Raw genomic sequence first — 20,750 nt, forward strand, 5'->3', positions numbered from 1 at the left:
GCGGTGGCGGCTCGGTGGGCTGCGGCTTCGGCGGCTGGGTCACCGGCGGCGCGGGCGGCGCGGCCTCCTGCGACGGCGCGGGCTTCGGCGCAGGATTGGGCGCGCGCGTCGTCGGCCCGGTCTCGTTCTGAAAGACCATCGCCACAGTGGCTTCCGGCGGTTCCTCGTCCTTGGGCGGGCGCGTGGGCAGGCCGAACAGCAGCACCAGCAGGATCGTAACGTGCAGCGCCACCGAGATGATCAACCCGGTGCGCAGGCGGCGGTTCATGCCGGATGTGGACCGGCTGAGGGATTCCAGGCCGCGGGAAAGGTACTGCAGCACGGGCGGGTCACCGGCAGGGAAGGAAGGGTGGAACGGCCAGGGCAGGCGTGGCAGGAGGGCGTCGCGGCGTCATGGTCAGGTACCGTCGTATCGTCGTGGCCGGCCATGCGGGGAGAATGGCGCCCGGCCATGACGATAACGTGGCAGCAAGGTGGCAGCGCGACCTCGGCCCATGGTCCCGGGCTCCTTACTTGTGCGGCGTGGCGGCGGGCCTGGCCGCGGCGGGCGCCGGCTGCGCCGCGGTCTGTTCCGCCAGCAGCGCCACCTTGGTGAAGCCGCCGTCGGTGATCGTGCTCATCACCTCCATGATCCGGCCATAGGCCAGGTCCTTGTCGCCGCGCACGAATATCCGCCGTTCGGCATTGTTCTTCGAAAGTGCCTGCAGCTTCGCCACCAGGTCGGTCAGGTCGACCCCCTGGTCCTGCAGGAAGATCGTGCCGTCCGCCTTGATGGTGACCGTCAGCGGCTCACTGTCACTGTTCAGCGGCTGCGCGTTGGCCTTCGGCAGATCGACCGACACGCCGGAGGTCATCAGCGGCGCGGTCACCATGAAGATGATCAGCAGCACCAGCATCACGTCGACCAGCGGCGTGACGTTGATCTCGGCCAGCGGGCGATAGCGGCCGCGCCGCCCTCGACCGCCCCCGGTGTGCATGGCCATGGCCATCGGTCAGGCCCGCTCTTCGCTCTGGCGCGACAGGATGGCGCTGAATTCGGTGCCGAACGCCTCCATCCGCGCGGCAAAGCGGGCCAGGCTGGTGCTGATCTGGTTGTAGGCCAGCACCGCCGGGATCGCCGCGACCAGGCCGATGGCGGTGGCGAACAGCGCCTCGGCGATGCCGGGGGCAACGACGGCCAGGTTGGTGTTGTGCATGGCGGCGATGGCCGAGAACGAGTGCATGATGCCCCACACCGTGCCGAACAGGCCGATGAACGGCGCGGTGGCGCCGATGCTGGCCAGAAACACCATCCAGCGCTCCATCCGGTCCATCTCGCGCTGCACCGTCACGGTGATGGCGCGGTCGATGCGGTCGGTGACGCTGGTGTGGCTGATGTCGGCGCCGGCGACGCGCAGCGAGCGCCGCCACTCGCCCATGGCGGCGGCAAAGACCGAGGCCATCGGATGGTTCGGGCTGGTGCCTTCGCGGTCGTACAGGTCATCCAGGCTGCCGCCGGACCAGAAGCGGTCCTCGAACGAGTCGGCTTCGCGGTTGGCCTTGCGCAGCGTGCTCCATTTCTCGAACACGATGGCCCAGACCCAGATGCTGGCGCCCAGCAGGCCGATCATGACAAGCTTGACGACGATATCGGCTTGCATGAACAGGCCCCACAGCGACAGGTCGCCGCCGGTTGTTCCCAGGTTTATCGCATCCACTGCTCGATCCACTGCCCTAACCCCCTGTCATTCCATCCGCCGTTGACGTCTCTCCGGCCCGCCCGGCCGTGATTGCCGGCGGTTCAGCACGCATGGCCGCCAGCGCGTCCCGCCACCGGGGCGGAATGCGTGCCGGCCTATTCCCTCCGATTGCGACGCAGGCGAGCTTGATCCGCAATGCCGCGCAGATCCCGTCCGGGCCGCGCACCACCTGGCGCAAGACAACGGTTGCGCCCCGTACGTCCAGTGTTTCCGTCTCGACCACCAGATGGTCGTCGAGCGAAGCCGGCCGCACATAGTCTATTTCGGCGCGATGCACCATGAACATCACATTGCACCGTTCGACCAGTTCGGCATGTGGGATTCCCGCATCACGCAGGGCTTCGGTCCGGGCCCGCTCGGCATAGCGGAGGTAAGTGGCGTGATAGACGACGCCGCCGGCATCGGTGTCTTCATAATAGACGCGGACGGGGAAGCGGTGAATGGAGGGCGGGTGAGGATTCATTCATGAACCATAACGATGGCGGCGTGGGGCCGTCGTCCTCTCCTGGCGGGGCGCGCCGCCATGCCCGCCGGGAGCGGGAGACGGGCGAGGCCAGGTCGTCGTCCCCGCGTCATGGCCAGGCGTGTCCCCATGCGCATCAGGATAGGCGGAGCGGCGGAGCCAGGTCGTCTCCCTGTCGTCATGGCCGGGCGTGTCCCGGCCATCTGCGCTTCGACGGCGAGGGGTGGATGGCCGGGACACGCCCGGCCATGACGGAGAGAGCATGGTGCGGCCGTGACGGTGCAGTACATCCCCCCGCTCATTCCTCCGGCCCCAGCACATCGAGCAGCGGCATCGGCGCGCGCGGCGGCTTCAGGCCGAGGTGGCGCCAACCGGGTTCGCCCAGCATGCGGCCGCGGCTGGTGCGCAGGACCAAGCCCTCTTGGATCAGGTAGGGCTCGACCACATCCTCCAGCGTATCGCGCGCCTCGGCCAGGCCAGCGGCCAGGGTCTCGACGCCGACGGGGCCGCCGTCGTGGTGCTCGGCGATGCGGCGCAGGTAGCGGCGGTCCATGGCGTCCAGGCCCAGACGGTCCACCTCCAGCCGCAGCAGCGCCGCGTCGGCAACGGCGCGATCAACCGGATGGGCGCCCTGCACCGCGGCAATGTCGCGCACCCGGCGCAGCAGCCGCCCGGCGATGCGCGGAGTCCCGCGGGAGCGGCGGGCAATCTCGGCGGCGCCGTCCTCGGTCAGGGCGAACGCCAGCAGCCGGGCGCCGCGGCGGATGATCTGCAGCAGTTCCTCGGGCGTGTAGAACACCAGCCGCAGCGGGATGCCGAAGCGGTCGCGCAGCGGCGTTGCCAGTAGGCCAGCGCGGGTGGTCGCCCCCACCAGGGTGAACGGCGGCAGGTCGATGCGCACGCTGCGCGCGGCGGGGCCCGAGCCGATGATCAGGTCGAGCTGGAAATCCTCCATCGCCGGATACAGCACTTCCTCGATCGCCGGCTGCAGGCGGTGGATCTCGTCGATGAACAGCACGTCGCGCGGCTGCAGGTTGGTAAGAATCGCAGCGAGGTCGCCGGCCTTGGCGATCACCGGGCCGGAGGTGGCGCGGAAGCCGACGCCCAGTTCCCGCGCGACGATCTGCGCCAGCGTGGTCTTGCCCAGGCCGGGCGGGCCGTGCAGCAGCACGTGGTCCAGCGCCTCGGCGCGGGCGCGGGCGGCCTGGATGAAAATGCCCAGGTTCTCGCGCGACGCCGCCTGGCCGGTGAAGTCGGCCAGGGTCTGTGGCCGCAGCGAGGCCTCGGCGGCGTCGTCGGGCTGGCGGGCGGCGGACACCGCCCGGTCATCTGGCCGGTCCTCTGGCCGGTCCTCTGGGTCGCTCATCCGGCAGCCCTTTGCGCCAGTTCCTTCAGGCTGTCACGAATCAGGGCGTCGAGCGAGGCGGAATCCCCCAGCCGCTCAAGCACACGTGCGACCGCCTGCTGCGCCTCCGGCCGGCGGTAGCCCAGGTTGACCAGGGCGGAGATCGCGTCATCCGCCGGCGTAGCCGGGGCGGCGACCGGGGTGTAGGACACGCCGGGCGAGGACGGCATGGTGCCGGTCTTGTCGCGCAGCTCGGTCAGCAGGCGGACGGCGAGGCGCGGGCCGACGCCGGGGGCGCGAGTCAGGCTGGCCTTGTCGCCGGCGGCGATGGCGCTGATCAGGTCGCGCGGCGACAGCGCCGACAGGATGGCCAGCGCCACCTTGCCGCCGACGCCCTGCACCGTGGTCAGCAGGCGGAACCAGTCGCGCTCGGCGGTGTCGGCGAAGCCGTACAGGATGATGGCGTCCTCGCGGACATGGGTCTCGATCAGCAGCTTCGTCGTCGCCGGGGCTTGCGGCAGGGCGGACAGGGTGCGCGCGGACGCCTGCACCAGATAGCCGACGCCGCCCACGTCGAGGACGCAGGCGCCATCGGACAGAGCCTCCACGCGTCCGGTGAGTTGGGCGATCATACTGGTCCGGTCCCGGGTCCTGCCCGCGAATCGGGCGAGAGCGGCGAATTATACGCGATGCGTGGCAAGAAAAAGTACTTGCTGTGCCGAAAACGGCATCGTCATGCGCATGATGCAGGCCAGTAATGCCGATAGCGGATTTGAAACAAGCTTAAAACAGTCCGGTCGTGACAAGGCTTCGCCCGCACACCTCTGCGCCGGGCCGCCAGAGCCCGGGGCTGGCACCGTCCATTTGTGTTGGCGGATCTGCCCGATGACGGGCGCCGGCCGGTGAAGGTGGATCGCGCCACGCCGGCACGAAGCCGGTCACCGGTGCACTCCGTATCAAAACAGCTTGCCGCCGTTCGGCACCCGCAGGTCCGGGCGGACCAGCACCACGGCGCCGTCCTCGTCGGGCATGCCCAGCGTCAGCACCTCGCTGACGAACGGGCCGATCTGGCGCGGCGGGAAGTTGACGACGGCGCAGACCTGGCGGCCGATGAGCTGGTCGCACTTGTAGTGCACCGTCAGTTGCGCGCTGGATTTCCTGTGGCCGATGCCGGGGCCGAAGTCAATCGTCAGCTTGACTGCGGGCTTTTTCGCCTCCGGGAAAGGCTGCGCGCTGATGATCGTGCCGACGCGGATGTCGACGGCCTCGAAGTCGCTGATGGTAATCTGGTCCGGCATGTGAGTCTCCCCGCGTTTGGCCGGGCGGGCTGGCTGCGCTACCATCGGGTATTTCCAGCCGCGAGGATACCCCGATGCGCGATTTCCAGCTTCCCGGCCGCAGTCCCGTCTATGCCACTCATGGGATGGCGGCAACGTCCATGCCGGCGGCGACGCTGACGGCGCTGGATGTGCTGCGCGCCGGCGGCAACGCGCTGGACGCGGCGGTGGCGGCGGTGGCGGTGCAGTGCGTGATCGAGCCGCAATCCACCGGCATCGGCGGCGACTGCTTCTGCCTCTATGCGCCGTCCGGGACCGGGCGGGTGATCGCGCTGAACGGCTCCGGCCGCGCCCCGGCTGCCGCCGATATCGACTGGTATGAAGCCCATGGGATGCAGGCGCTGGAGAACACCTCGGCCCATGCGGTGACAGTCCCCGGCGCGATCGGCGCCTGGGAGACGCTGCTGAAGGCGCACGGCCGCAAGGGGCTGGACGAGTTGCTGCAGCCGGCGATCCGCATGGCCGCCGAGGGCTGGCCGGTGCATTCGAAAGTGTCCTGGGACTGGGGCCGCAGCGTGGACAAGCTGCGCAAGGGCGGCGCGACGCCGTTCCTGCCCAACGGCACGGCGCCGAAGGCCGGCGACCGGTTCGCCAACCCGGCGTTGGCGGAAACACTGCGGCTGGTCGCGAGGCACGGGGCGAAGGCGTTCTATGAAGGCCCCGTCGCCGCCGACATGGTGGGGACGCTGCGCGGGCGCGGCGGCCTGCACACCGAGCAGGATTTCGCCGAGGGCCTGGCCGCGGCTGAGTTCGTCGCGCCGATCACGCTGGCCTGGAAAGGCTACGACGTGTACCAGTGCCCGCCGAACGGCCAGGGCCTCCTGGTGCTGATGATCCTGGGCATGCTTGGCGGCCTGCCGCCCGCGCCGGACGGCGCCACCGGCGTGATCCGCGCGCACCGCCATATCGAGGCGGCACGCCTGGCCTATCGCGACCGCGACGCCTTCCTGGCGGATCCGCGGCATGCCGACGTTCCGGTGAAGAAGCTGCTCAGCGCGGAGTACCTGACGTCGCAGCGGGGGCTGATCACCGATGCCGGGGTGATCCGGGACCTGCCGACGGCCGGCGAGTCGGAACTGCCGCCGCACCGCGACACGGTCTATCTCTGTGTGGTCGACAAGGACGGCAATGCGTGCAGCTTCATCAACTCGCTGTACGAGAACTTCGGCAGCGGCATCCTGGCGCACGGCTCGGGGGTGATGCTGCACAACCGCGGCTGTGGGTTCCGCCTGCAGCGCGGCCACCGCAACTGCATCGCGCCCCGTAAGCGGCCGATGCACACGATCATCCCGGGCATGCTCATGAAAGACGGCCGGGCAGTGATGCCGTTCGGCGTGATGGGCGGGCATTACCAGCCGATGGGGCAGTCCTGGTTCCTGACCAATTTCCTGGAGTACGGGCTGGACATCCAGGAATCGCTCGACCTGTTCCGCGTCTTCCCGACCGGCGGCAAACTGCTGGTGGAGCGTGGCGTGCCGGACGAACTGGTGCGCGAACTGGCGGCGCTGGGGCACGTGCCGGAGGCGACCGAGCGGCCGCACGGCGGCGGGCAGGCGATCTGGATCGACCATGCGCGTGGCTGCCTGGTGGCCGGCTCCGAGCCACGCAAGGACGGCCTGGCGCTGGGGTACTGAGCCATGACCGAACCCTGCGACCTGGCCGCCGTCGAAGCCCGGCAGCTGATTGGCGCGAAGCAGCTGGCGCCGAGCGAGCTGCTGCAAAGCTGCATTGCCCGCATCGAGGCGGTGGACCACGCCGTCAACGCCATGGTCGCGCGCGACTTCACCCGCGCCCGGGCCACCGCCGCCGCGGCGGATGCGGCAGTGACGCGCGGCGACGACCTGCCGCCGCTGCACGGCCTGCCGATCGGCATCAAGGACCTGACCGCGGCCGAGGGACTGCGCACGACGCAAGGCTCGGTGCTGTTCGCGGATCATGTCCCGGCGGCGGATGATCCGCTGGTGGCGCGGCTGCGGCGGGCCGGGGCGAATGTCATCGGCAAGACCAACACGCCGGAGTTCGGCGCCGGCGCCAACACCCGCAATGCGGTGTATGGCGCCACCGGCAACCCGTTCGATCCGGCGAAATCCTGCGCCGGGTCCTCCGGCGGCGCCGCGGTGGCGCTGGCGACGGGGATGGCGCCGCTGTGCCAGGGCTCCGACACCGGCGGGTCATTGCGCAATCCGGCAGCGTTCTGCGGCATCGTCGGATTCCGCCCGACGCCGGGCATGGTGCCGTTTCTGGCCAGGGGCATGGGCTGGAGCGGACTGCCGGTGCTGGGGCCGATGGCGCGGACCGTGGCGGATACCGCCCTGCTGCTGGCGTCTATGGCCTCGGATGACGGCTACGACCCGCTGGCGACGACGATCCACGGGCGGACTGTGCGGCGGGCCGAGGACCTGTATCCGCCGGCGGCGCTGGATCTGGCGCGGCTGCGGGTGGCGCTGACGCCGGATTTCGGCTTCGCGCCGACCGAGCGGATGATCCGCGACACGTTCGCCGAGAAGACCGGGCTGTTCCGGCATGTCTTCGCGGTCGCCGAGGACGCCGCGCCGGATTGTTCCGGCACGGACGAAACATTCGAGGTGCTGCGGGCGGTGGCGTTCCTGGGCTCTCACGCGGACAAGGTGCGCGAGACGCCGGACCGCGTCGGCCCAAACGTGCGGGCCAACGTGGCGGAGGGGCTGCGCTATTCGGCCGCGGACGTGGCCCGGGCGATGACCGCGCAGACGGCGATCTACCGAAGCTGGCAGACGTTCTTTGAGCGCTACGACGTCATCCTGTCCCCGGCGATCACCGTCTCGCCGCGTTCCTGGCGGGAGCTGTATCCGGCCGAGATCGACGGCGCCGCGACGCGGACCTATTTCCACTGGCTGGCGCTGGCCTATGCCGTGACGGTTGTCGGCCATCCGGCGATCTCGCTGCCGGTGGGCCTGGACCGCGCGGGCATGCCGTTCGGGCTGCAGATCGTCGGACCGCGCGGCGGCGACGCGCTGGTGCTGCGGGTCGCGGCGGAACTGGAGGCGCTGCTGGCGGGGGATGCGCGGACCGCGCGGCCGGTGCCGGACATCGCGGCACTGAAGGCGGCGCCGGCGATCAGCGGGATGGAGGGGTTCCTGGGGTTCGGTTGACCGGTGCGCCGCGCGTGATACCGAGGCGCGATTCCTTGCCGTGACGCCGAACTGAGCCGCGCGCATGTGATGCCGGCGCGGGAACATCCCGCACATCTGCGATGTTAAGGCACCGTCAGCCCGACCGTATCACGAAGCGGTCCCGGGCCGATGAAATTGCGTGTGAAACATGAGCTGGAGCCGTTCCGCCCGGGGCGGAGAGGCTGCAGCCCGGCACAGCATCGCGCCGCGGGCTTCGCCTCCGGCACCGATCGTTCTGCGGAGCGTGCCATGTCCCTTGCCGTGGCGAACCGGCCAGCCGGACCAGAAGCGCCCCTGCCCCCGCGGGAGCCGCAAGCCGCAAGCCTGTCCGACCGGGCCTGGGTGACCGTGGTGACCGCAACCGATGCGGTGCTGCGCCGTATATACGGCGTGCAGACGTTCTCGGATCATCCGGCCTGCCTGCTGCGCATCGCGCGCGGCACCGCGCCGCACCGGATCACGCTGCGGGACGGCACCGCCGTGGCCGCCGGCGCGCCGATCGCGATGCTGCACTTCTGGAACGAGCATCTGCCCCATTTCCCGCCCGACGGACCGGATCTGGCCTGGGCCAGGTTGTTCCGGGAATGCATGGTGATCTCGTTGCAGGAGCTGTCTCATCATTTGCAGGCCACGCCGGCGTGGTACGACGTGCGGATCATCCATGCCTGCGTCAATTTCGGCAGCCGTCGCCGGCGCTGGCAGATTCAGCGCGCCGCCGCCCGCTTCGGCTTCGAGTTGCTGCCCACCGAGGTCCCGTGCGGCCTGCACGAATGGGGCGAGAACATGCTGATCTGGGCGTTCGTGCGCGCATTCAATCCGCCGGCCCTGCGGCGCCATGCGCTATGGCGCGACCGGACCGGGTTGTGGATATCGAAGGCAAGCCTGATCAGCCGCTACGGATGACGAACCGCCGCTCGCCGGTCGGGGGCTGGCCCATCGCAATCATCGGGATGGTGCTGCTTCTGCTTGTCTATACGCTGCGCTATGCGCTGATCCCGTTCCTGTTCGCCGGGATGTTCGGCTTCGTGCTGAATCCCGTCCTGCGCTGGCTGACGCCACGCATGGGCAACCGGCGCTGGCCCGGTGCTGTCGCGTTCAGCATCCTGATCATCGGCGGCGCCGGCTTCGCGCTCTACTGGGTCGGCAGCACGGCGTTCCAGGATGTGTCGCACCTGCTCGGGCGGTTGCCCGAGATGATCCGCACCGGCGTGGGATCGCTGGTCGGGCCTGACGGCATCCAGGTGTTCGGCACGCACTACAGCCCGCAGCAGGTTGCGAACAAGGTCATCGACGGCGCGACCAACCTGGGGAACGCGGCGCGGGTGCTGCTTGCCGTGAAGATCGGCGCCGGCCTGCTGGCCGAATTCTTCCTGACGATGGTGCTGATCCCCTATTTCCTGGTCTCCTGGCCGCGCCTGTCGGCTGGCGCCCTGTGGCTGCTTCCGCCCGAGCGGCGGGTCTCGGTGGAGCGGATGCTGCCCACGCTGGTGCCCATGCTGCGCCGCTACATGGTCGGCCTGATGTGCGTTGTCGTCTATACGACGACTGTTGCCTATATCGGCCTGGGCGCGATCTTCCATGTGCGGGGGGCGGCGCTGCTGTCCGTGGTGGTCGGGGTGCTGGAACTGGTGCCAGTGGTTGGGCCGATCAGTTCGATGCTGCTGATTGGCCTTGCCTCGGCGCAGCACGGGCTGTGGCACCTGCTGTCAGTCATGAGTTACGCGCTCGCGCTGCGGCTGTCGATCGACAACCTGGTGGGCCCGTTCGTGCTGGGGCGCGCCGCCACGATCCATCCGGTGATTGTAATCTTCGGCTTCGTGGTCGGGGTGATCCTGTTCGGCATTATCGGCCTGGTGCTGGCGGTGCCGACCGCGGCCTGCATCAAGCTGATCCTGGAGGAGTACTATGCCGAGCCGATCGCCCCGCGATCCCGCGCGCGATCGGGCGATCTCGGTCCGACCGAATCGTGAAGCGCGTTCAGGCGGATGAAATTTCACGCGAAACATGAGCCTGGGCGTTTCCGGCCGGGTTGGGAACGCTTCCCGCCCGCTGCCTCGTGCCGGTTTCCCGCGCCCCCAACCACCGCGCGCGTGCCAGCCGGCCCCGCGGGCCGTGGTGTCACAATCCGTTCTCGACCATCGCCAGCAGCCGCGGGATCAGCGCCTCGACCTGCTCCGGTGGCATGGCCTGCAACGGGCCGTCCAGCACCAGCATGGCCAGGCCGTGCACCGCCGACCACGCCAGGTATTCGGCGGCGGGGCGGCGTTGCGCCGGCAGGATGCCGGCCTCGACCATCCGGTTCAGCGCGACACCCAGCAACTGAAACGGATTGACGCCACTGTCGCCGGCCTCCTCGGCCGGATCGCCCCCTGCCTTGTCCACCGCCCCGGCGAAGGCGGTGCGGAACAGCCCCGGTTCGTTGCGGGCGAAACGCAGATAGGCCGCGCCGATGGCACGCAGGCTGGCCTTGGCATAGGCCGCCGGTGACTGCTCCGGCGACAGCGCGGCCAGGTCGGCTTCCATCGAAACCGCCAGAGCCGACAGCGCGGCTGCGCGCACCGCCGCCAGCAGGTCCTGGCGGTTGGCGAAGTGGCGATAGGCGGCGTTGGGCACCACGCCGGCCTGGCGCGTCGCCTCACGCAACGTGACCGCGTCCGGGCCGCCGCCACGCGCAAGCTGCAGGCCGGCGTCCAGCAGGGCATGCTTGAGATCGCCGTGGCGATAGGTCGAGCGGGGCAGGCGCACGGCGGCGGGCATGATCTCTCGAATGGTTTACCGGCATTTATGTGGACAGTGTCCACAAACAATACTAGCTTATGTGGACGGTGTTCACAAGCAGGAGCCGGCCGCCATGTCCATCCAGCCATACCTGTTCTTCGAGGGGCGTTGCGACGAGGCGATTGCCTTCTACCAGAAAGCGGCCAACGCCGAGGTGCAGATGCTGATGCGCTTCAGGGACGCGCCGGCCGAGGCGCAGCGGAACAGCCGCAGTGCCGACAAGGTTATGCACGCCTCGCTGCGTGTCGGCCAGTCCGTGGTGATGATGTCCGACGGGCGGTGCGGGGGCAGTCCTGCGTTCGGTGGCTTCGCGTTGTCGCTGACGGTGACGGACGTGGCCGAGGCGCAGCGTGTGTTCGCGGCTCTCGCGGACGGCGGACAGGTCGGCATGGCATTGGCGAAGACGTTCTTCTCGCCGCAGTTCGGGATGCTGACGGATCGGTTCGGCGTGATGTGGATGGTCATGGTGGATGCCTGACGGGCCATCGCGCCGCCATGTCCTTCCTGCCAAGAAACGTATGACGCGGGACAGTGACTTCCGCGGCATTCCGGTTGTTGCGCGCGGCAGCCTGGCCGGGCTTGTGTCGTCGCCGGGCGCATGACGGCACGGCGTGCTACGGATAGCATGGACGGTCCGGAGCGCTGCGCCCGCAACGATCGATGGCCGTTGCCGCAGCCTGCCGCGCAACGGTCTTCGGGTAGGCTCGATTGGCAACATATAGAAATGATTTGAGATGTGATGAGCCGTATGGCGCCACTTGCCAGGAGGCAAATCCTATGGATCCGCTCGTATTCGCAAGTCTTCCCTTGTGGCTGCCATATTTCAGGACGGCACTGCGGCATGCCCTGTTCCAGGCCAGGGCGCAGTGGCTGCAATGGCGCCGGCCCGCTGCACGGCCACGATGCGCTGTCTGCTGGCGGCTATCATGAGAAACATCGGCCGCCCGGGCTCTTTTTCCAGAACAGCGCAAGGCGTGGATGCCGGGCCTTCTCCCGGCATGACGAAGCGGCAACGACCACGGCTATTCTGACGCCTGTGCCGCAGGCCGGCCATTCGGGCGCGCCCTCCAGGCCTGCGGCCGATCCGGCGGTAGCCTTCCCGGCCGCAGATGGTCTGTGTCATGTCGCTCTCGCGCGCCGATCGGCCTGGTTGGCATGGGCGGCGGGCCACAGCACGAACGCTTCCACCGGCCGCTCGACATTCCAGAGCCACAGCGAGCCCAGTGCCTCCAGCATCAGGCCAAGCCGATCGGCGCCGCGATCGTGCACGGCGCGTGAGACGCAGACGCCGCCCGGCGGGCATATCGCCTGAAGCCGGGCCGCCACGATCACGCCATCGCCATGGAAATCCGTTCCATCGGCGAAGACGTCACCCAGGTCGATGCCGATCCTCAGGTGTATCTGCAGGTCGGTTGGCCAGAACTGGTTTCTTGCGTGCAACCCGTCCTGGATGGCCACCGCGCACCGGACGGCCTGGGCGACGCTGTCGAAGGTGATCAGCATCGAGTCGCCCGCGGTCTGCACTAACTGCCCGCGATGCCGGCGGATGGTTGGGGCGAACAGCGTGCGCCGCAGGTCGCGCAGGCGCGCCACCGTTCCGGTATCGTCCAGCGCGAACAGCCGGCTGTATCCGACGATATCGGTATGAACGGCCGCCAGCAGGCGACTGCCGCCGCCCTGCTGCGTCCGCAGCCGATCGGCCAGGGCCAGGGGCCAGCGCCTGGCGGCCGCCCACAGCCGGTGATCCCGGAGGCGCGATGCCATTCCGGAATCCGATCGGCCTGGCGGACTTGAATGATAGGGTAGTAAGGACTGCCCCGGCATGGTCGCCTCGTTCCGACGAGGTGAAGAGGGACGGGATCAGTTGAAATGAAAAAGCCCCGTCCAGGACTGGCGGGGCTATGGGTCGTCGCTGCAACCGGCAGCGAAAAGACACACTACCCCTGTGGCCTCCTCATGAAGGGGCCGCAATGCGCCTTTGCGGTGTATCGAATTCGGGACATGATTCCACGCTAGCAGGGATCGAACGGAGAAGTAAAGCCGATTTAAGGGAATTTTGCCGATCGGAGCGAAGACGAACGGGCAAGGCTACAGAGCTGGACTTGTGTTTTTGGAATGCTGCGCATCATTGCCGGCTGGCGTACGAAAAGGACATTCCGGAACGGATGCCGGAAACATGCTGAGGGAAGTCGGATCAATTCTAACGAAACTGTGTACGCCGCCGTGACGTGGCGGGTGTTGCGGGAGCCCAATCGGCCGGCCGCTGCAAATTGCAGTCGTTCCCGTTGGCTGGAAGGGGCCTGAGCCGAAATAACCCATCCACCGGAGCGGGCGCACCGGCCCTTCCGCGTCATAGCGGCCGCCCGGGACAAGCCCGGGCACAGGCTCCGGGCCGGCATCCACGCCTTTGCCGCGATCAGCACCGCATGGCGTGGATGGTCCGCCTTCGCGGACCATGACGCTGAGGGGTCGGTGCCCTGCACCGAATGACGCGGTTATTCCCTGACACTCCTTAAGTCAGCGCCTGTGCGGACAAGCCAGGCCATGACGTCATACGGCACTGGACGCCACCGGCCGTCACCCCGGCAACGCCGATGCGCCACCAGTCCGCGCTGGCGTCCGCCAACGATCCCGCATCCAAACGGTCCGCTCCGCACACCCTGGCAACCACTGTGCCCCCGCAGCGTTTACGCCGCCCGAATGGAGATGCCCATGTTGAAGATGCTGTGGACCGCCACCCGGCGCAGTGCCGAGGCGTTCATCGACAACGGCGACCTCAGCCGCGGCGCGGCGATCGCCTTCTATGCCGTCACCTCCATCGGTCCGGTGCTGCTGATCATCGTCGCCGTCGCCGGCCTCGTGCTGGGCGAGGACGCGGCGCAAGGCGCGCTGATGGGCAAGCTGCACCACTGGATGGGCGACCAGGCCGCCAGCTTCCTGCAGACCGCCATTGGCAGCGCCTCGAACACCCACGCCGGCATCCTGGCTTCCATCATCGGCGTCGTCTCGCTCATCATCACCGCCAGCGGCGTGTTCGGCGAAATGCAGACCGCGCTGAACGCGATCTGGCGCGCCCAGCCCGAGGGCGACTCGGTCACCCGCCTGATCAAGGTGCGGCTGACCAGCCTGGGCCTGGTGGTGGCGCTGGGCTTTCTGCTGCTGGTTTCGCTGGTCATCGGCGCCGCCATCGCCGCCGTCGGCCAGGCGCTGCACGCCATCCTGCCGTTCACCGAGGGGCTGCTGCACTTCCTGAACTTCATCGTCTCGCTGGCGCTGCTCGCCGCCATCTTCGCGGCGATCTACAAGGTGCTGCCGGATACCCCGCTGACCTGGAGCGATGTCATCATCGGCGCCATGGTGACCGCGCTGCTGATCACCATCGGCAAGCTGGCCATCGGCATCTACCTCGGCACCAGCGCAGTCATGTCCAGCTTCGGCGCCGCCGGGTCGGTGCTGGCGTCGCTGCTGTGGGTGTACTATTCGGCGCAGATATTCCTGTACGGCGCCGAGTTCACCCGCGCCTTCTCCGACCTGCGGCACGCACGGAAGCCGGCGTCAGTTGAGCGGGCGCAGGCGGGATAGCCCGGCGAAGGGGTGCTCGGGTTGTTTCGGCTCCGCCTCCTCCAGCGTCGCGCCCGGCTTGCGCGGATACGGGTCCAGCGCCAGGGCAAGCTGTTCGGCGGTGGCCTCGCCCAGGTCGATGACGTTGCCCTCATAGGGGATCTCGTCGTCCGACTCGGGATCGACGTCGTCGGTCTCGGTGCCCAGGGGGACAAAGCAGACCTGGAACACTTCCTCCACCGGCGCTTCGAAGTCCTCCAGGCTGACCACGCAGGTCTGGGTGACGCGGCCCTTCAGGTGACCGCGCGCCAGGATCGTGTCGCGGTCCTCACGCACCAGGTGGAAGGAGCACGACACCGCGTGCACCGCCGGAAGCTGCATGCGCGCGGTCAGCGCGGCGCATTCCGCCGGGGTGGCCTCCACCATGAAGTCGAGCCCGTTCGGGCCGATGCGGTCCAGCAGGATGGGGCGGTGCAGTTCCGGCGTCATCGGGCAGCCTCCTCGGCTGGAATGAAGGTGATCTCGCCGCGCAGCAGCGCCTCCAGCGGCTGCTCCGCCAGGCATTCCGCCTGCGCGCGCACCAGCCGCACCAGCGCGTCGGGCGAGCCGGCCGGCGCCTCCTGCCCGCGCCAGACGTTGCGGGCGATGGCTTCCGCCAGTTGCTCGCCATCCGCCCAGGCCGCGGCATAGGCGACCGAGCGGCCGTGGAACGCTTCCCACATCGCGCGGTTGCGCTTGCCGACGGACATGTCGCTGACGCCCATCTCCCGCAGGTTGACGTCCATGTCGGAGAACATCGCGTCGAACACCGCCTGCGCCAGTTCCGCGCCGGGCGGCGGCGCCATGTTCAGCCGGCGGATCACCAGGTAGGCGTGAAGCGCGACGGAGTCGAATCGGCCGTCCAGCGTGTCGGGCACGCCGAGAGTGACGTACAAGTACGGGTCACGGGCAGCGGTCACCGCCGCCGTGTAAAGCTGGAACCCGGCGCGCTCATGCCTGGCGCGTCTGCGAAAAAAACCGGCCAAACCTGCCTCTGACGAAAAAACCCGAGCGCTCATTGACACGGCCGGGGCGACCGTGACACGCACCGTGCTTAAATAGCACCGGCGGCGCCTTTCACCAGCCGGTAACCTGATGTCCCGGGGTACGCACCTTCATGCCACCGACCGTTCGCCGCCTGACGCTCATGACCTGCCTGCTGCTCGCCTCGTGCGGCTGGCTGGAGCCGCCGCCGCAGGTGCGCGGCAACAAGGTGGACCCGGACCTGCTGAAGGAGCTGACGCCCGGCGTGTCGTCCAAGGCGGACGTCACGGCCGTGATCGGCTCGCCCACCGCGCACGCCACGTTCGACGACAACACCTGGTTGTACATCAGCGAGGTGACGCAGCCGCGCGTCGGCCGCACCCTGGCCGAGCTGGACCAGAACGTCGTCGTGATGACCTTCGACGACAAGGGCGTGTTGCAGAAGATCGGCAAACTCGACAAGGAGGCTTCCCTGCCGGTGAGCGTGATGGCGCAGACCACGCCCTCGCCTGGCACCGAGGCGTCGTTCCTGCAGCAGCTGCTGGGCAATATCGGCCGCTACAATCCGATGGGCGGCATGATGGGCGCGATGGGCGGCGGGCAGGCGCCGAGCGGTGGCGCGCCGACTGCGCCCTGACGGTCCGGCCGGGCTGGACCGCATGGGCGCTGACACAGCGGAGCACGTTGCCTCCTCGTCATAGGCCACGGCGGATAGAACACGGCCTGTCGATGCGATCCGGCCTTGCGCCAGGCAGTGGCCCCCCTGCGCTGTCAGACCATGCGATCACGGCACCTCAGCCGCCCGCGCCACCTTCGGCTTCCGCATCCGCTCCTCCACCCCCTGCAGCAGCACGAAGAACGAGGGCACGAACAGCACCGCCAGGCAGGTCGAGGCCAGCATGCCACTGAACACGCTCAGGCCCAGCGACACCCGCGCCGCCGCCCCCGCGCCGGTGGCGGTCACCAGCGGCACCACCCCCAGGATGAACGCGAACGACGTCATCAGGATCGGCCGGAACCGCGTCTGCGCCGCCGTCACCGCCGCCTTCACGATGGTCTCGCCAGCCTGCCGCTGCTCCCGCGCCACCTCGACGATCAGGATCGCGTTCTTCGCCGACAGCGCGATCAGCAGCACAAGGCCGATCTGGGTGTAAAGGTTGTTGGCCATGCCGAGGCCGCTGAGCGCCAGCGCCGGGCCGATCAGCGACAGCGGCACCGCCAGGATCACCGACAGCGGCGCGATCCAGCTTTCGTACTGCCCCGCCAAGCACAGGTACACCAGCAGCAGGCCGAGCCCGAACACATAGACGATCTGGTTGCCGACGGCCTGCTCCTGGTACGACATCGCCGTCCACTCGAACCCCGTCCCGCGCGGCAGTTCCCGGTCGGCGATCTGCGCCATCAGGTTCATCGCCTGCCCGGAACTGTACCCCGGCGCCGCGCTGCCAACGATGGTGGATGACGGATACAGGTTGTACAGCGTGACCAGCGCCGGCCCCACCACCGGCTGGATCGTCACCAGAGAGCCCAGCGGCACCAGATTGCCGTCCTGGCTGCGCACCTCCAGCTTCTCGATATCCCGCGGCTGCAGGCGGAAGCGTGAGTCGGCCTGCACATACACCTGGAACGTGCGGCCGAAGTTGTTGAACTGGTTGACGTAGCTCGACCCGACATAGCTCGACAGCGCCGCGAACAGGTCGCCGACGGATACCTTCAGCGTCTCCGCCTTGGAGCGGTCGACCAGCACCTCGAGTTGCGGCACGTCGGCGCGGAACGAGGTGTTCAGCCGCCCGAGCGCGCTCTGCCCCATCGCATCGTGGATCACCGCGCGGGTGCTGCGGCCGAGCTTGGTGAAGTCGAAGTTGCCGTCGCGCTGCTCGATCTGCATGGTGAAGCCAGAGGCATTGCCGATGCCCTGGATCGGCGGCGGCACCAGCACGAAGCCCAGCGCATCCGGCAGCGTGTCCAACTGGTGCTGGATCGACAGCACGATGCTCCGCAGGTCCTGCCCCTTGGCCTTGCCGCGCACGCTCCAGTCTTTCAGCACCACATAGGCCACGCCCGCGTTCGGCAGCGTGGCGTTGTTGTCCAGCACCGAAACGCCGGAAACGGTGATGACCTGGTCCACCCCCGGCGTCGCCGCCGCAATGCGGTTGACCTCCTGCAGGGATCGCTGCGTGCGCTCCAGCGACGCGCCGTCGGGAAGCTGCACGCCAACCAGCACGTAGCCCTGGTCCTCTGTCGGGATGAACGCCGTCGGCAGCCGCGCCACGCCAAGGATGCCGAGCAGACCCAGGACCACGGCCAGCGCCACCGTCAGCGCGCCGTGCCGCGTCATCAGCCCGATCAGCCCGACATAGGCGCGTTCCAGCCGGTTATAGACGGCGTTGAAGCCGCGGTAGAGGACGTTGCGCTGCTCGGGCGGCGTCGCGGCGCGCAGCCACAGCGCGCATTGCGTCGGCTTCAGCGTCGCGGCGTTGATCGCGCTGATCAGCGCCGTCGCCGCGATCACCAGGGCGAACTGGGCGTAGATCCGGCCGGTCAGCCCGGGCAGGAACGCCGCCGGGATGAACACCGACATCAGCACCAGCGTGATGCCGATGATCGGCCCGAACAGCTGGTCCATCGCCTTGATCGCGGCGTCGTGCGGCGTCAGCCCGCGCTCGATGTGGTGGGCCGCGCCCTCGACCACCACGATCGCGTCGTCAACGACAATGCCGATGGCGAGGATGATGGCGAACAGCGTGGAGAGATTCACGGTGAAGCCCAGCGCCGCCATCGCCGCGAAGGCGCCGATGATGGTCACCGGCACGGTCGTCGCCGGCACCAGCATGGCGCGCCAGTCCTGCAGGAACACCAGGATCACCACCAGCACCAGGATCGCCGCCTCGAACAGCGTGCGGTACACCTCGTTGATCGAGGTTTTCACAAACGTCGTGGTGTCGAACGGCACGCCATAGGTCAGGCCCTGGGGGAAAGCCTTGGACAGTTCGGCCATCTTGGCGCGCACCCGGGTCGCCACATCCAGCGCGTTGGCGTTGGGCAACTGGTAGATCGCCACGCCGGCGGCCGGCTTGCCGTCCAGGTCGAAGCTCTGCGAGTAGGTCTGCGCCCCCAGCTCGACATGGCCGATGTCCTTGATGCGGGTGATCTGGCCGCCGTTGGCCGGATCGACCTTGACGATGATATTGGCGAACTGCGCTGGGTCCGTCAGGCGGCCCTCGACATTGACGGTGTACTGGAACGCCTGGCCCGCCGGCGCGGGCGGCGCGCCGATCTGGCCGGCGGTGACCTGCTGGCTCTGCTGCTGGATCACCTGCACCACGTCCTGTGGCACCAGGCCGCGGGCGTAGAGCTTCTCGGGGTCCATCCAGATCCGCATGGCATACTGCCCGACGCCGAATACGTTGACATTGCCGACGCCGGGCAGGCGCGACAGTTCGTTGACCAGGTTGATCGTCGCGTAATTGCTTAGATAAAGACTGTTGTAGCGCTCGTCCGGCGAGCTGAGCGTGACGATCTGCAGGATCGCCGTCGAGCGCTGCTGCACCACCACACCCTGCGCCTGCACCGCCGTCGGCAAGGAAGCCATCGCCGCCGAGACGCGGTTCTGTACCAGCACCTGGGCGAAGTTCAGGTCGGTGCCGATGGCGAAGGTCACCGTCAGCGTATAGGTGCCGTCGTTGGCGCTGGTGGACTGCATGTACAGCATGTCCTGCACGCCGTTGACCTGCTGCTCGATCGGCAGGGCGACGGTGTTCATCACCGTCATGGCGCTGGCGCCGGGATAGCGGGCGGTGACCTGCACCGTCGGCGGCACGACGTTCGGATACTGCGACACGGGCAGCGCATACAGCGCCACGGCGCCGATCAGCACGAAGACCAGCGCCAGGACGTTGGCCAGGACCGGCCGGTCGATGAAGAATTTCGAGATCATCGCGCCGCGCCCGCCGACGATGCGCCCGCCGCCTGAGTCGTCCCGGTCTTCGGCGTCGCCTCGGTCGCCGGCGCCGCACCCGCAGCCTGCGTCGCGCCGGGCGCCTGCATCGCACCCGCCGGTTGCGTCGCGTCCGCGGCTTTCTCAGCGGCGGGAATCGTCGTCGCCTGCGCCTCGACCTTCTCGCCCGGAACCGCCCGCGGCAGGCCGGAGACGATGACGCGGTCGTTGACGGTCAGGCCGGACCGGATCACGCGCAGGCTGCCGACGAGCTGGCCGGTGGTGACGGCGCGCTGCTGCACCACGTCGTTGTCATCGACCAGCAGCAGGTAGCGGCCGCCCTGGTTTGTGCCCAGCGCCTCGTCCGGCACCAGCAGCGCCTCGGTGGTCTGGATCGCGATCGGCACACGAATGCGTGCGAACATGCCGGGCAGCATGGCGCGGACAGGGTTCTGCAGCAGGCCCCGCACCTGCAGCGTGCCGGTCGCGGGATCCAGCGCCGGCGCAATGTAGTCGATGTTGCCGTGATGCGGATAACCGGTCTCGGTCATCAGCCCGACATCCAGCGGCACGTTGTGGAACTCCGACGGCTTCAGGCCCTGCTTCGCCAGCGCCGCCTTCAGGCGCAGCACCTCCTGCTCGCTGACGTTGAAGCTGACATAGATCGGGTCGAGCTGGACGATGGTGGCCAGCTTGGTCGGCCCGGTGACGCCGACAAGCTCGCCGACGGACTGCAGGTGCGCCGTCACCACGCCGTCGAACGGGGCGCTGACGCGGGTGTAGCCGAGGTTGATGCTCGCCAGGGCAATGCCGGCCTGCTGGTTGGTCAGGTCGGCGCGGGTCGAGTCCAGCTTCGCCTTCGCCTGGTCCACCACCGACTGGGAGGCGAAATCCTTTTTGCCCAACGTGGACTGGCGCAGGTATTCCGCCTGGGCCTGCACCAGTTGCGCCTGGGTGGAGGCAAAGCTGGCCTGCGCCTGCTGCAGCTTGGCGTCGTACGGCGCCGGCTCGATCACGAACAGCTCCGTGCCGTACTTCACGAAGGCGCCGTCTTTATAGTTGATCTGCTGCAGGAAGCCCTCGACCCGGGCGACGAGATCGACCTGATTGTAGGCGATCATGCTGCCGGTGGTTTCGAAGTACGGCGTCACCGATTGCCGCAGCGGATGCGCCACGCCGACCTGGGGCGGCGGCGGGGGCGCGTAGGCGGTCTGCCGCTTGCAGCCCGGCAGCGCCAGCAGCGCGCCCAGCGCCAGGATCGCCAGAGTGGCGTGCCGGCGGGTGCCGGTGGCGGGCGGCGTCAATGGCGCCGCGGCATTCGGCGTGGCGGGAGGCTGGGCGGCAGACGCGATCGTGCCGTTCATGACGCTGATCTCCTTCCGTGCCACAGATCGATGGCGCGCCGGCCTGTGTTC

General features: G+C 68.6%; 19 protein-coding genes and 1 pseudogene. 7 read left to right on the top strand and 13 right to left on the bottom strand.

Annotation, left to right across the window (positions count from 1 at the left end):
* The 7 genes and pseudogenes from CCS01_RS15215 to CCS01_RS15245 form a co-directional block, all read right to left on the bottom strand.
* Window positions 1–322: pseudogene (locus CCS01_RS15215) on the bottom strand (cell envelope integrity protein TolA); the annotation flags it as partial.
* A 187-nt stretch (window positions 323–509) separates the two neighbouring features.
* Entirely contained in the window at window positions 510–983 is a 474-nt protein-coding gene (gene tolR, locus CCS01_RS15220; RefSeq protein ID WP_104519690.1) for a protein TolR, read from the bottom strand.
* Window positions 984–992: 9 nt separating this feature from the next.
* On the bottom strand, window positions 993–1,709 hold the full coding sequence (gene tolQ / locus CCS01_RS15225; protein WP_104519649.1) for a protein TolQ: 717 nt from the start codon (window positions 1,707–1,709) through the stop codon (window positions 993–995).
* A 4-nt stretch (window positions 1,710–1,713) separates the two neighbouring features.
* Window positions 1,714–2,202 (bottom strand): tol-pal system-associated acyl-CoA thioesterase, encoded by a 489-nt coding sequence (ybgC, locus tag CCS01_RS15230; RefSeq protein WP_104519650.1) that lies wholly within the window; start codon window positions 2,200–2,202, stop codon window positions 1,714–1,716.
* Between the two features lie 298 nt (window positions 2,203–2,500).
* A complete protein-coding gene (ruvB, locus tag CCS01_RS15235; RefSeq protein WP_104519651.1) occupies window positions 2,501–3,568 on the bottom strand; it encodes a Holliday junction branch migration DNA helicase RuvB in 1,068 nt (355 codons plus the stop codon).
* Window positions 3,565–4,179 carry a Holliday junction branch migration protein RuvA gene (gene ruvA / locus CCS01_RS15240; protein WP_104519652.1) on the bottom strand — a complete coding sequence of 205 codons (615 nt, stop codon included), beginning with the start codon at window positions 4,177–4,179 and terminating at the stop codon, window positions 3,565–3,567. Before ruvA ends, ruvB begins: the two co-directional genes overlap by 4 nt.
* A 324-nt stretch (window positions 4,180–4,503) precedes the next feature.
* Window positions 4,504–4,845: a tRNA-binding protein gene (locus CCS01_RS15245; protein ID WP_104519653.1), complete on the bottom strand. Its 342-nt coding sequence runs from the start codon at window positions 4,843–4,845 to the stop codon at window positions 4,504–4,506.
* A 74-nt stretch (window positions 4,846–4,919) separates the two neighbouring features.
* Between CCS01_RS15245 and CCS01_RS15250 the strand changes: the two genes are divergently transcribed.
* From CCS01_RS15250 to CCS01_RS15265, 4 genes are all read left to right on the top strand, one after another.
* Complete coding sequence (locus CCS01_RS15250) at window positions 4,920–6,518, top strand: gamma-glutamyltransferase family protein (RefSeq protein WP_104519654.1); 1,599 nt, start codon at window positions 4,920–4,922, stop codon at window positions 6,516–6,518.
* Window positions 6,519–6,521: 3 nt separating this feature from the next.
* Window positions 6,522–8,015: an amidase gene (locus tag CCS01_RS15255; RefSeq protein ID WP_104519655.1), complete on the top strand. Its 1,494-nt coding sequence runs from the start codon at window positions 6,522–6,524 to the stop codon at window positions 8,013–8,015.
* 270 nt (window positions 8,016–8,285) lie between these two features.
* On the top strand, window positions 8,286–8,939 hold the full coding sequence (locus tag CCS01_RS33745) for a YkoP family protein (protein ID WP_158258409.1): 654 nt from the start codon (window positions 8,286–8,288) through the stop codon (window positions 8,937–8,939).
* Window positions 8,940–8,986: 47 nt separating this feature from the next.
* Complete coding sequence (locus CCS01_RS15265) at window positions 8,987–10,006, top strand: AI-2E family transporter (RefSeq protein WP_158258410.1); 1,020 nt, start codon at window positions 8,987–8,989, stop codon at window positions 10,004–10,006.
* Window positions 10,007–10,154: 148 nt separating this feature from the next.
* On the opposite strand, the gene CCS01_RS15270 is transcribed toward CCS01_RS15265, so the two are convergent.
* Complete coding sequence (locus CCS01_RS15270; RefSeq protein ID WP_104519658.1) at window positions 10,155–10,793, bottom strand: TetR/AcrR family transcriptional regulator; 639 nt, start codon at window positions 10,791–10,793, stop codon at window positions 10,155–10,157.
* Between the two features lie 94 nt (window positions 10,794–10,887).
* Between CCS01_RS15270 and CCS01_RS15275 the strand changes: the two genes are divergently transcribed.
* On the top strand, window positions 10,888–11,292 hold the full coding sequence (locus CCS01_RS15275) for a VOC family protein (RefSeq protein WP_104519659.1): 405 nt from the start codon (window positions 10,888–10,890) through the stop codon (window positions 11,290–11,292).
* 641 nt (window positions 11,293–11,933) lie between these two features.
* Here the strand turns inward: CCS01_RS15275 and CCS01_RS15280 are convergent.
* On the bottom strand, window positions 11,934–12,578 hold the full coding sequence (locus tag CCS01_RS15280; protein WP_158258411.1) for an adenylate/guanylate cyclase domain-containing protein: 645 nt from the start codon (window positions 12,576–12,578) through the stop codon (window positions 11,934–11,936).
* 948 nt (window positions 12,579–13,526) lie between these two features.
* Between CCS01_RS15280 and CCS01_RS15285 the strand changes: the two genes are divergently transcribed.
* Entirely contained in the window at window positions 13,527–14,396 is an 870-nt protein-coding gene (locus CCS01_RS15285; RefSeq protein ID WP_158258412.1) for a YihY/virulence factor BrkB family protein, read from the top strand.
* Here the strand turns inward: CCS01_RS15285 and CCS01_RS15290 are convergent.
* Window positions 14,370–14,864, bottom strand: a complete 495-nt coding sequence (locus tag CCS01_RS15290; protein ID WP_104519662.1) for a YceD family protein — start codon at window positions 14,862–14,864, stop codon at window positions 14,370–14,372. The two genes, CCS01_RS15285 and CCS01_RS15290, sit on opposite strands and share 27 nt — an antisense overlap.
* Entirely contained in the window at window positions 14,861–15,400 is a 540-nt protein-coding gene (locus CCS01_RS15295; protein WP_239992175.1) for a ubiquinol-cytochrome C chaperone family protein, read from the bottom strand. The genes CCS01_RS15290 and CCS01_RS15295 overlap by 4 nt, the downstream gene beginning before the upstream one ends.
* Before the next feature lie 131 nt (window positions 15,401–15,531).
* On the opposite strand from CCS01_RS15295, the gene CCS01_RS15300 reads away from it, so the two are divergent.
* Window positions 15,532–16,035 carry an outer membrane protein assembly factor BamE gene (locus CCS01_RS15300; protein WP_239992176.1) on the top strand — a complete coding sequence of 168 codons (504 nt, stop codon included), beginning with the start codon at window positions 15,532–15,534 and terminating at the stop codon, window positions 16,033–16,035.
* A gap of 147 nt (window positions 16,036–16,182) precedes the next feature.
* On the opposite strand, the gene CCS01_RS15305 is transcribed toward CCS01_RS15300, so the two are convergent.
* Together CCS01_RS15305 and CCS01_RS15310 are read right to left on the bottom strand one after the other, a co-directional pair.
* The gene (locus tag CCS01_RS15305; RefSeq protein ID WP_104519665.1) at window positions 16,183–19,335 is read right to left on the bottom strand and encodes an efflux RND transporter permease subunit; all 3,153 of its coding nucleotides are present in this window, start codon (window positions 19,333–19,335) and stop codon (window positions 16,183–16,185) included.
* Window positions 19,332–20,699, bottom strand: a complete 1,368-nt coding sequence (locus CCS01_RS15310; RefSeq protein WP_104519666.1) for an efflux RND transporter periplasmic adaptor subunit — start codon at window positions 20,697–20,699, stop codon at window positions 19,332–19,334. Before CCS01_RS15310 ends, CCS01_RS15305 begins: the two co-directional genes overlap by 4 nt.
* Between the last annotated feature and the right edge of the window lie 51 nt (window positions 20,700–20,750).

It is taken from the genome of Rhodopila globiformis, from assembly GCF_002937115.1.
Lineage (GTDB): Bacteria > Pseudomonadota > Alphaproteobacteria > Acetobacterales > Acetobacteraceae > Rhodopila > Rhodopila globiformis.

Excerpts from the sequence above, each read along its gene's own strand:
- tolR (WP_104519690.1), bottom strand. The coding sequence starts at position 983 with ATGGCCATGCACACCGGGGGCGGTCGAGGGCGGCGCGGCCGCTATCGC.
- ybgC (WP_104519650.1), bottom strand. The coding sequence starts at position 2,202 with ATGAATCCTCACCCGCCCTCCATTCACCGCTTCCCCGTCCGCGTCTAT.
- ruvB (WP_104519651.1), bottom strand. The coding sequence starts at position 3,568 with ATGAGCGACCCAGAGGACCGGCCAGAGGACCGGCCAGATGACCGGGCG.
- ruvA (WP_104519652.1), bottom strand. The coding sequence starts at position 4,179 with ATGATCGCCCAACTCACCGGACGCGTGGAGGCTCTGTCCGATGGCGCC.
- CCS01_RS15245 (WP_104519653.1), bottom strand. The coding sequence starts at position 4,845 with ATGCCGGACCAGATTACCATCAGCGACTTCGAGGCCGTCGACATCCGC.
- CCS01_RS15250 (WP_104519654.1), top strand. The coding sequence starts at position 4,920 with ATGCGCGATTTCCAGCTTCCCGGCCGCAGTCCCGTCTATGCCACTCAT.
- CCS01_RS15255 (WP_104519655.1), top strand. The coding sequence starts at position 6,522 with ATGACCGAACCCTGCGACCTGGCCGCCGTCGAAGCCCGGCAGCTGATT.
- CCS01_RS33745 (WP_158258409.1), top strand. The coding sequence starts at position 8,286 with ATGTCCCTTGCCGTGGCGAACCGGCCAGCCGGACCAGAAGCGCCCCTG.
- CCS01_RS15265 (WP_158258410.1), top strand. The coding sequence starts at position 8,987 with ATGGTGCTGCTTCTGCTTGTCTATACGCTGCGCTATGCGCTGATCCCG.
- CCS01_RS15270 (WP_104519658.1), bottom strand. The coding sequence starts at position 10,793 with ATGCCCGCCGCCGTGCGCCTGCCCCGCTCGACCTATCGCCACGGCGAT.
- CCS01_RS15275 (WP_104519659.1), top strand. The coding sequence starts at position 10,888 with ATGTCCATCCAGCCATACCTGTTCTTCGAGGGGCGTTGCGACGAGGCG.
- CCS01_RS15280 (WP_158258411.1), bottom strand. The coding sequence starts at position 12,578 with ATGGCATCGCGCCTCCGGGATCACCGGCTGTGGGCGGCCGCCAGGCGC.
- CCS01_RS15285 (WP_158258412.1), top strand. The coding sequence starts at position 13,527 with ATGTTGAAGATGCTGTGGACCGCCACCCGGCGCAGTGCCGAGGCGTTC.
- CCS01_RS15290 (WP_104519662.1), bottom strand. The coding sequence starts at position 14,864 with ATGACGCCGGAACTGCACCGCCCCATCCTGCTGGACCGCATCGGCCCG.
- CCS01_RS15300 (WP_239992176.1), top strand. The coding sequence starts at position 15,532 with ATGCCACCGACCGTTCGCCGCCTGACGCTCATGACCTGCCTGCTGCTC.
- CCS01_RS15305 (WP_104519665.1), bottom strand. The coding sequence starts at position 19,335 with ATGATCTCGAAATTCTTCATCGACCGGCCGGTCCTGGCCAACGTCCTG.
- CCS01_RS15310 (WP_104519666.1), bottom strand. The coding sequence starts at position 20,699 with ATGAACGGCACGATCGCGTCTGCCGCCCAGCCTCCCGCCACGCCGAAT.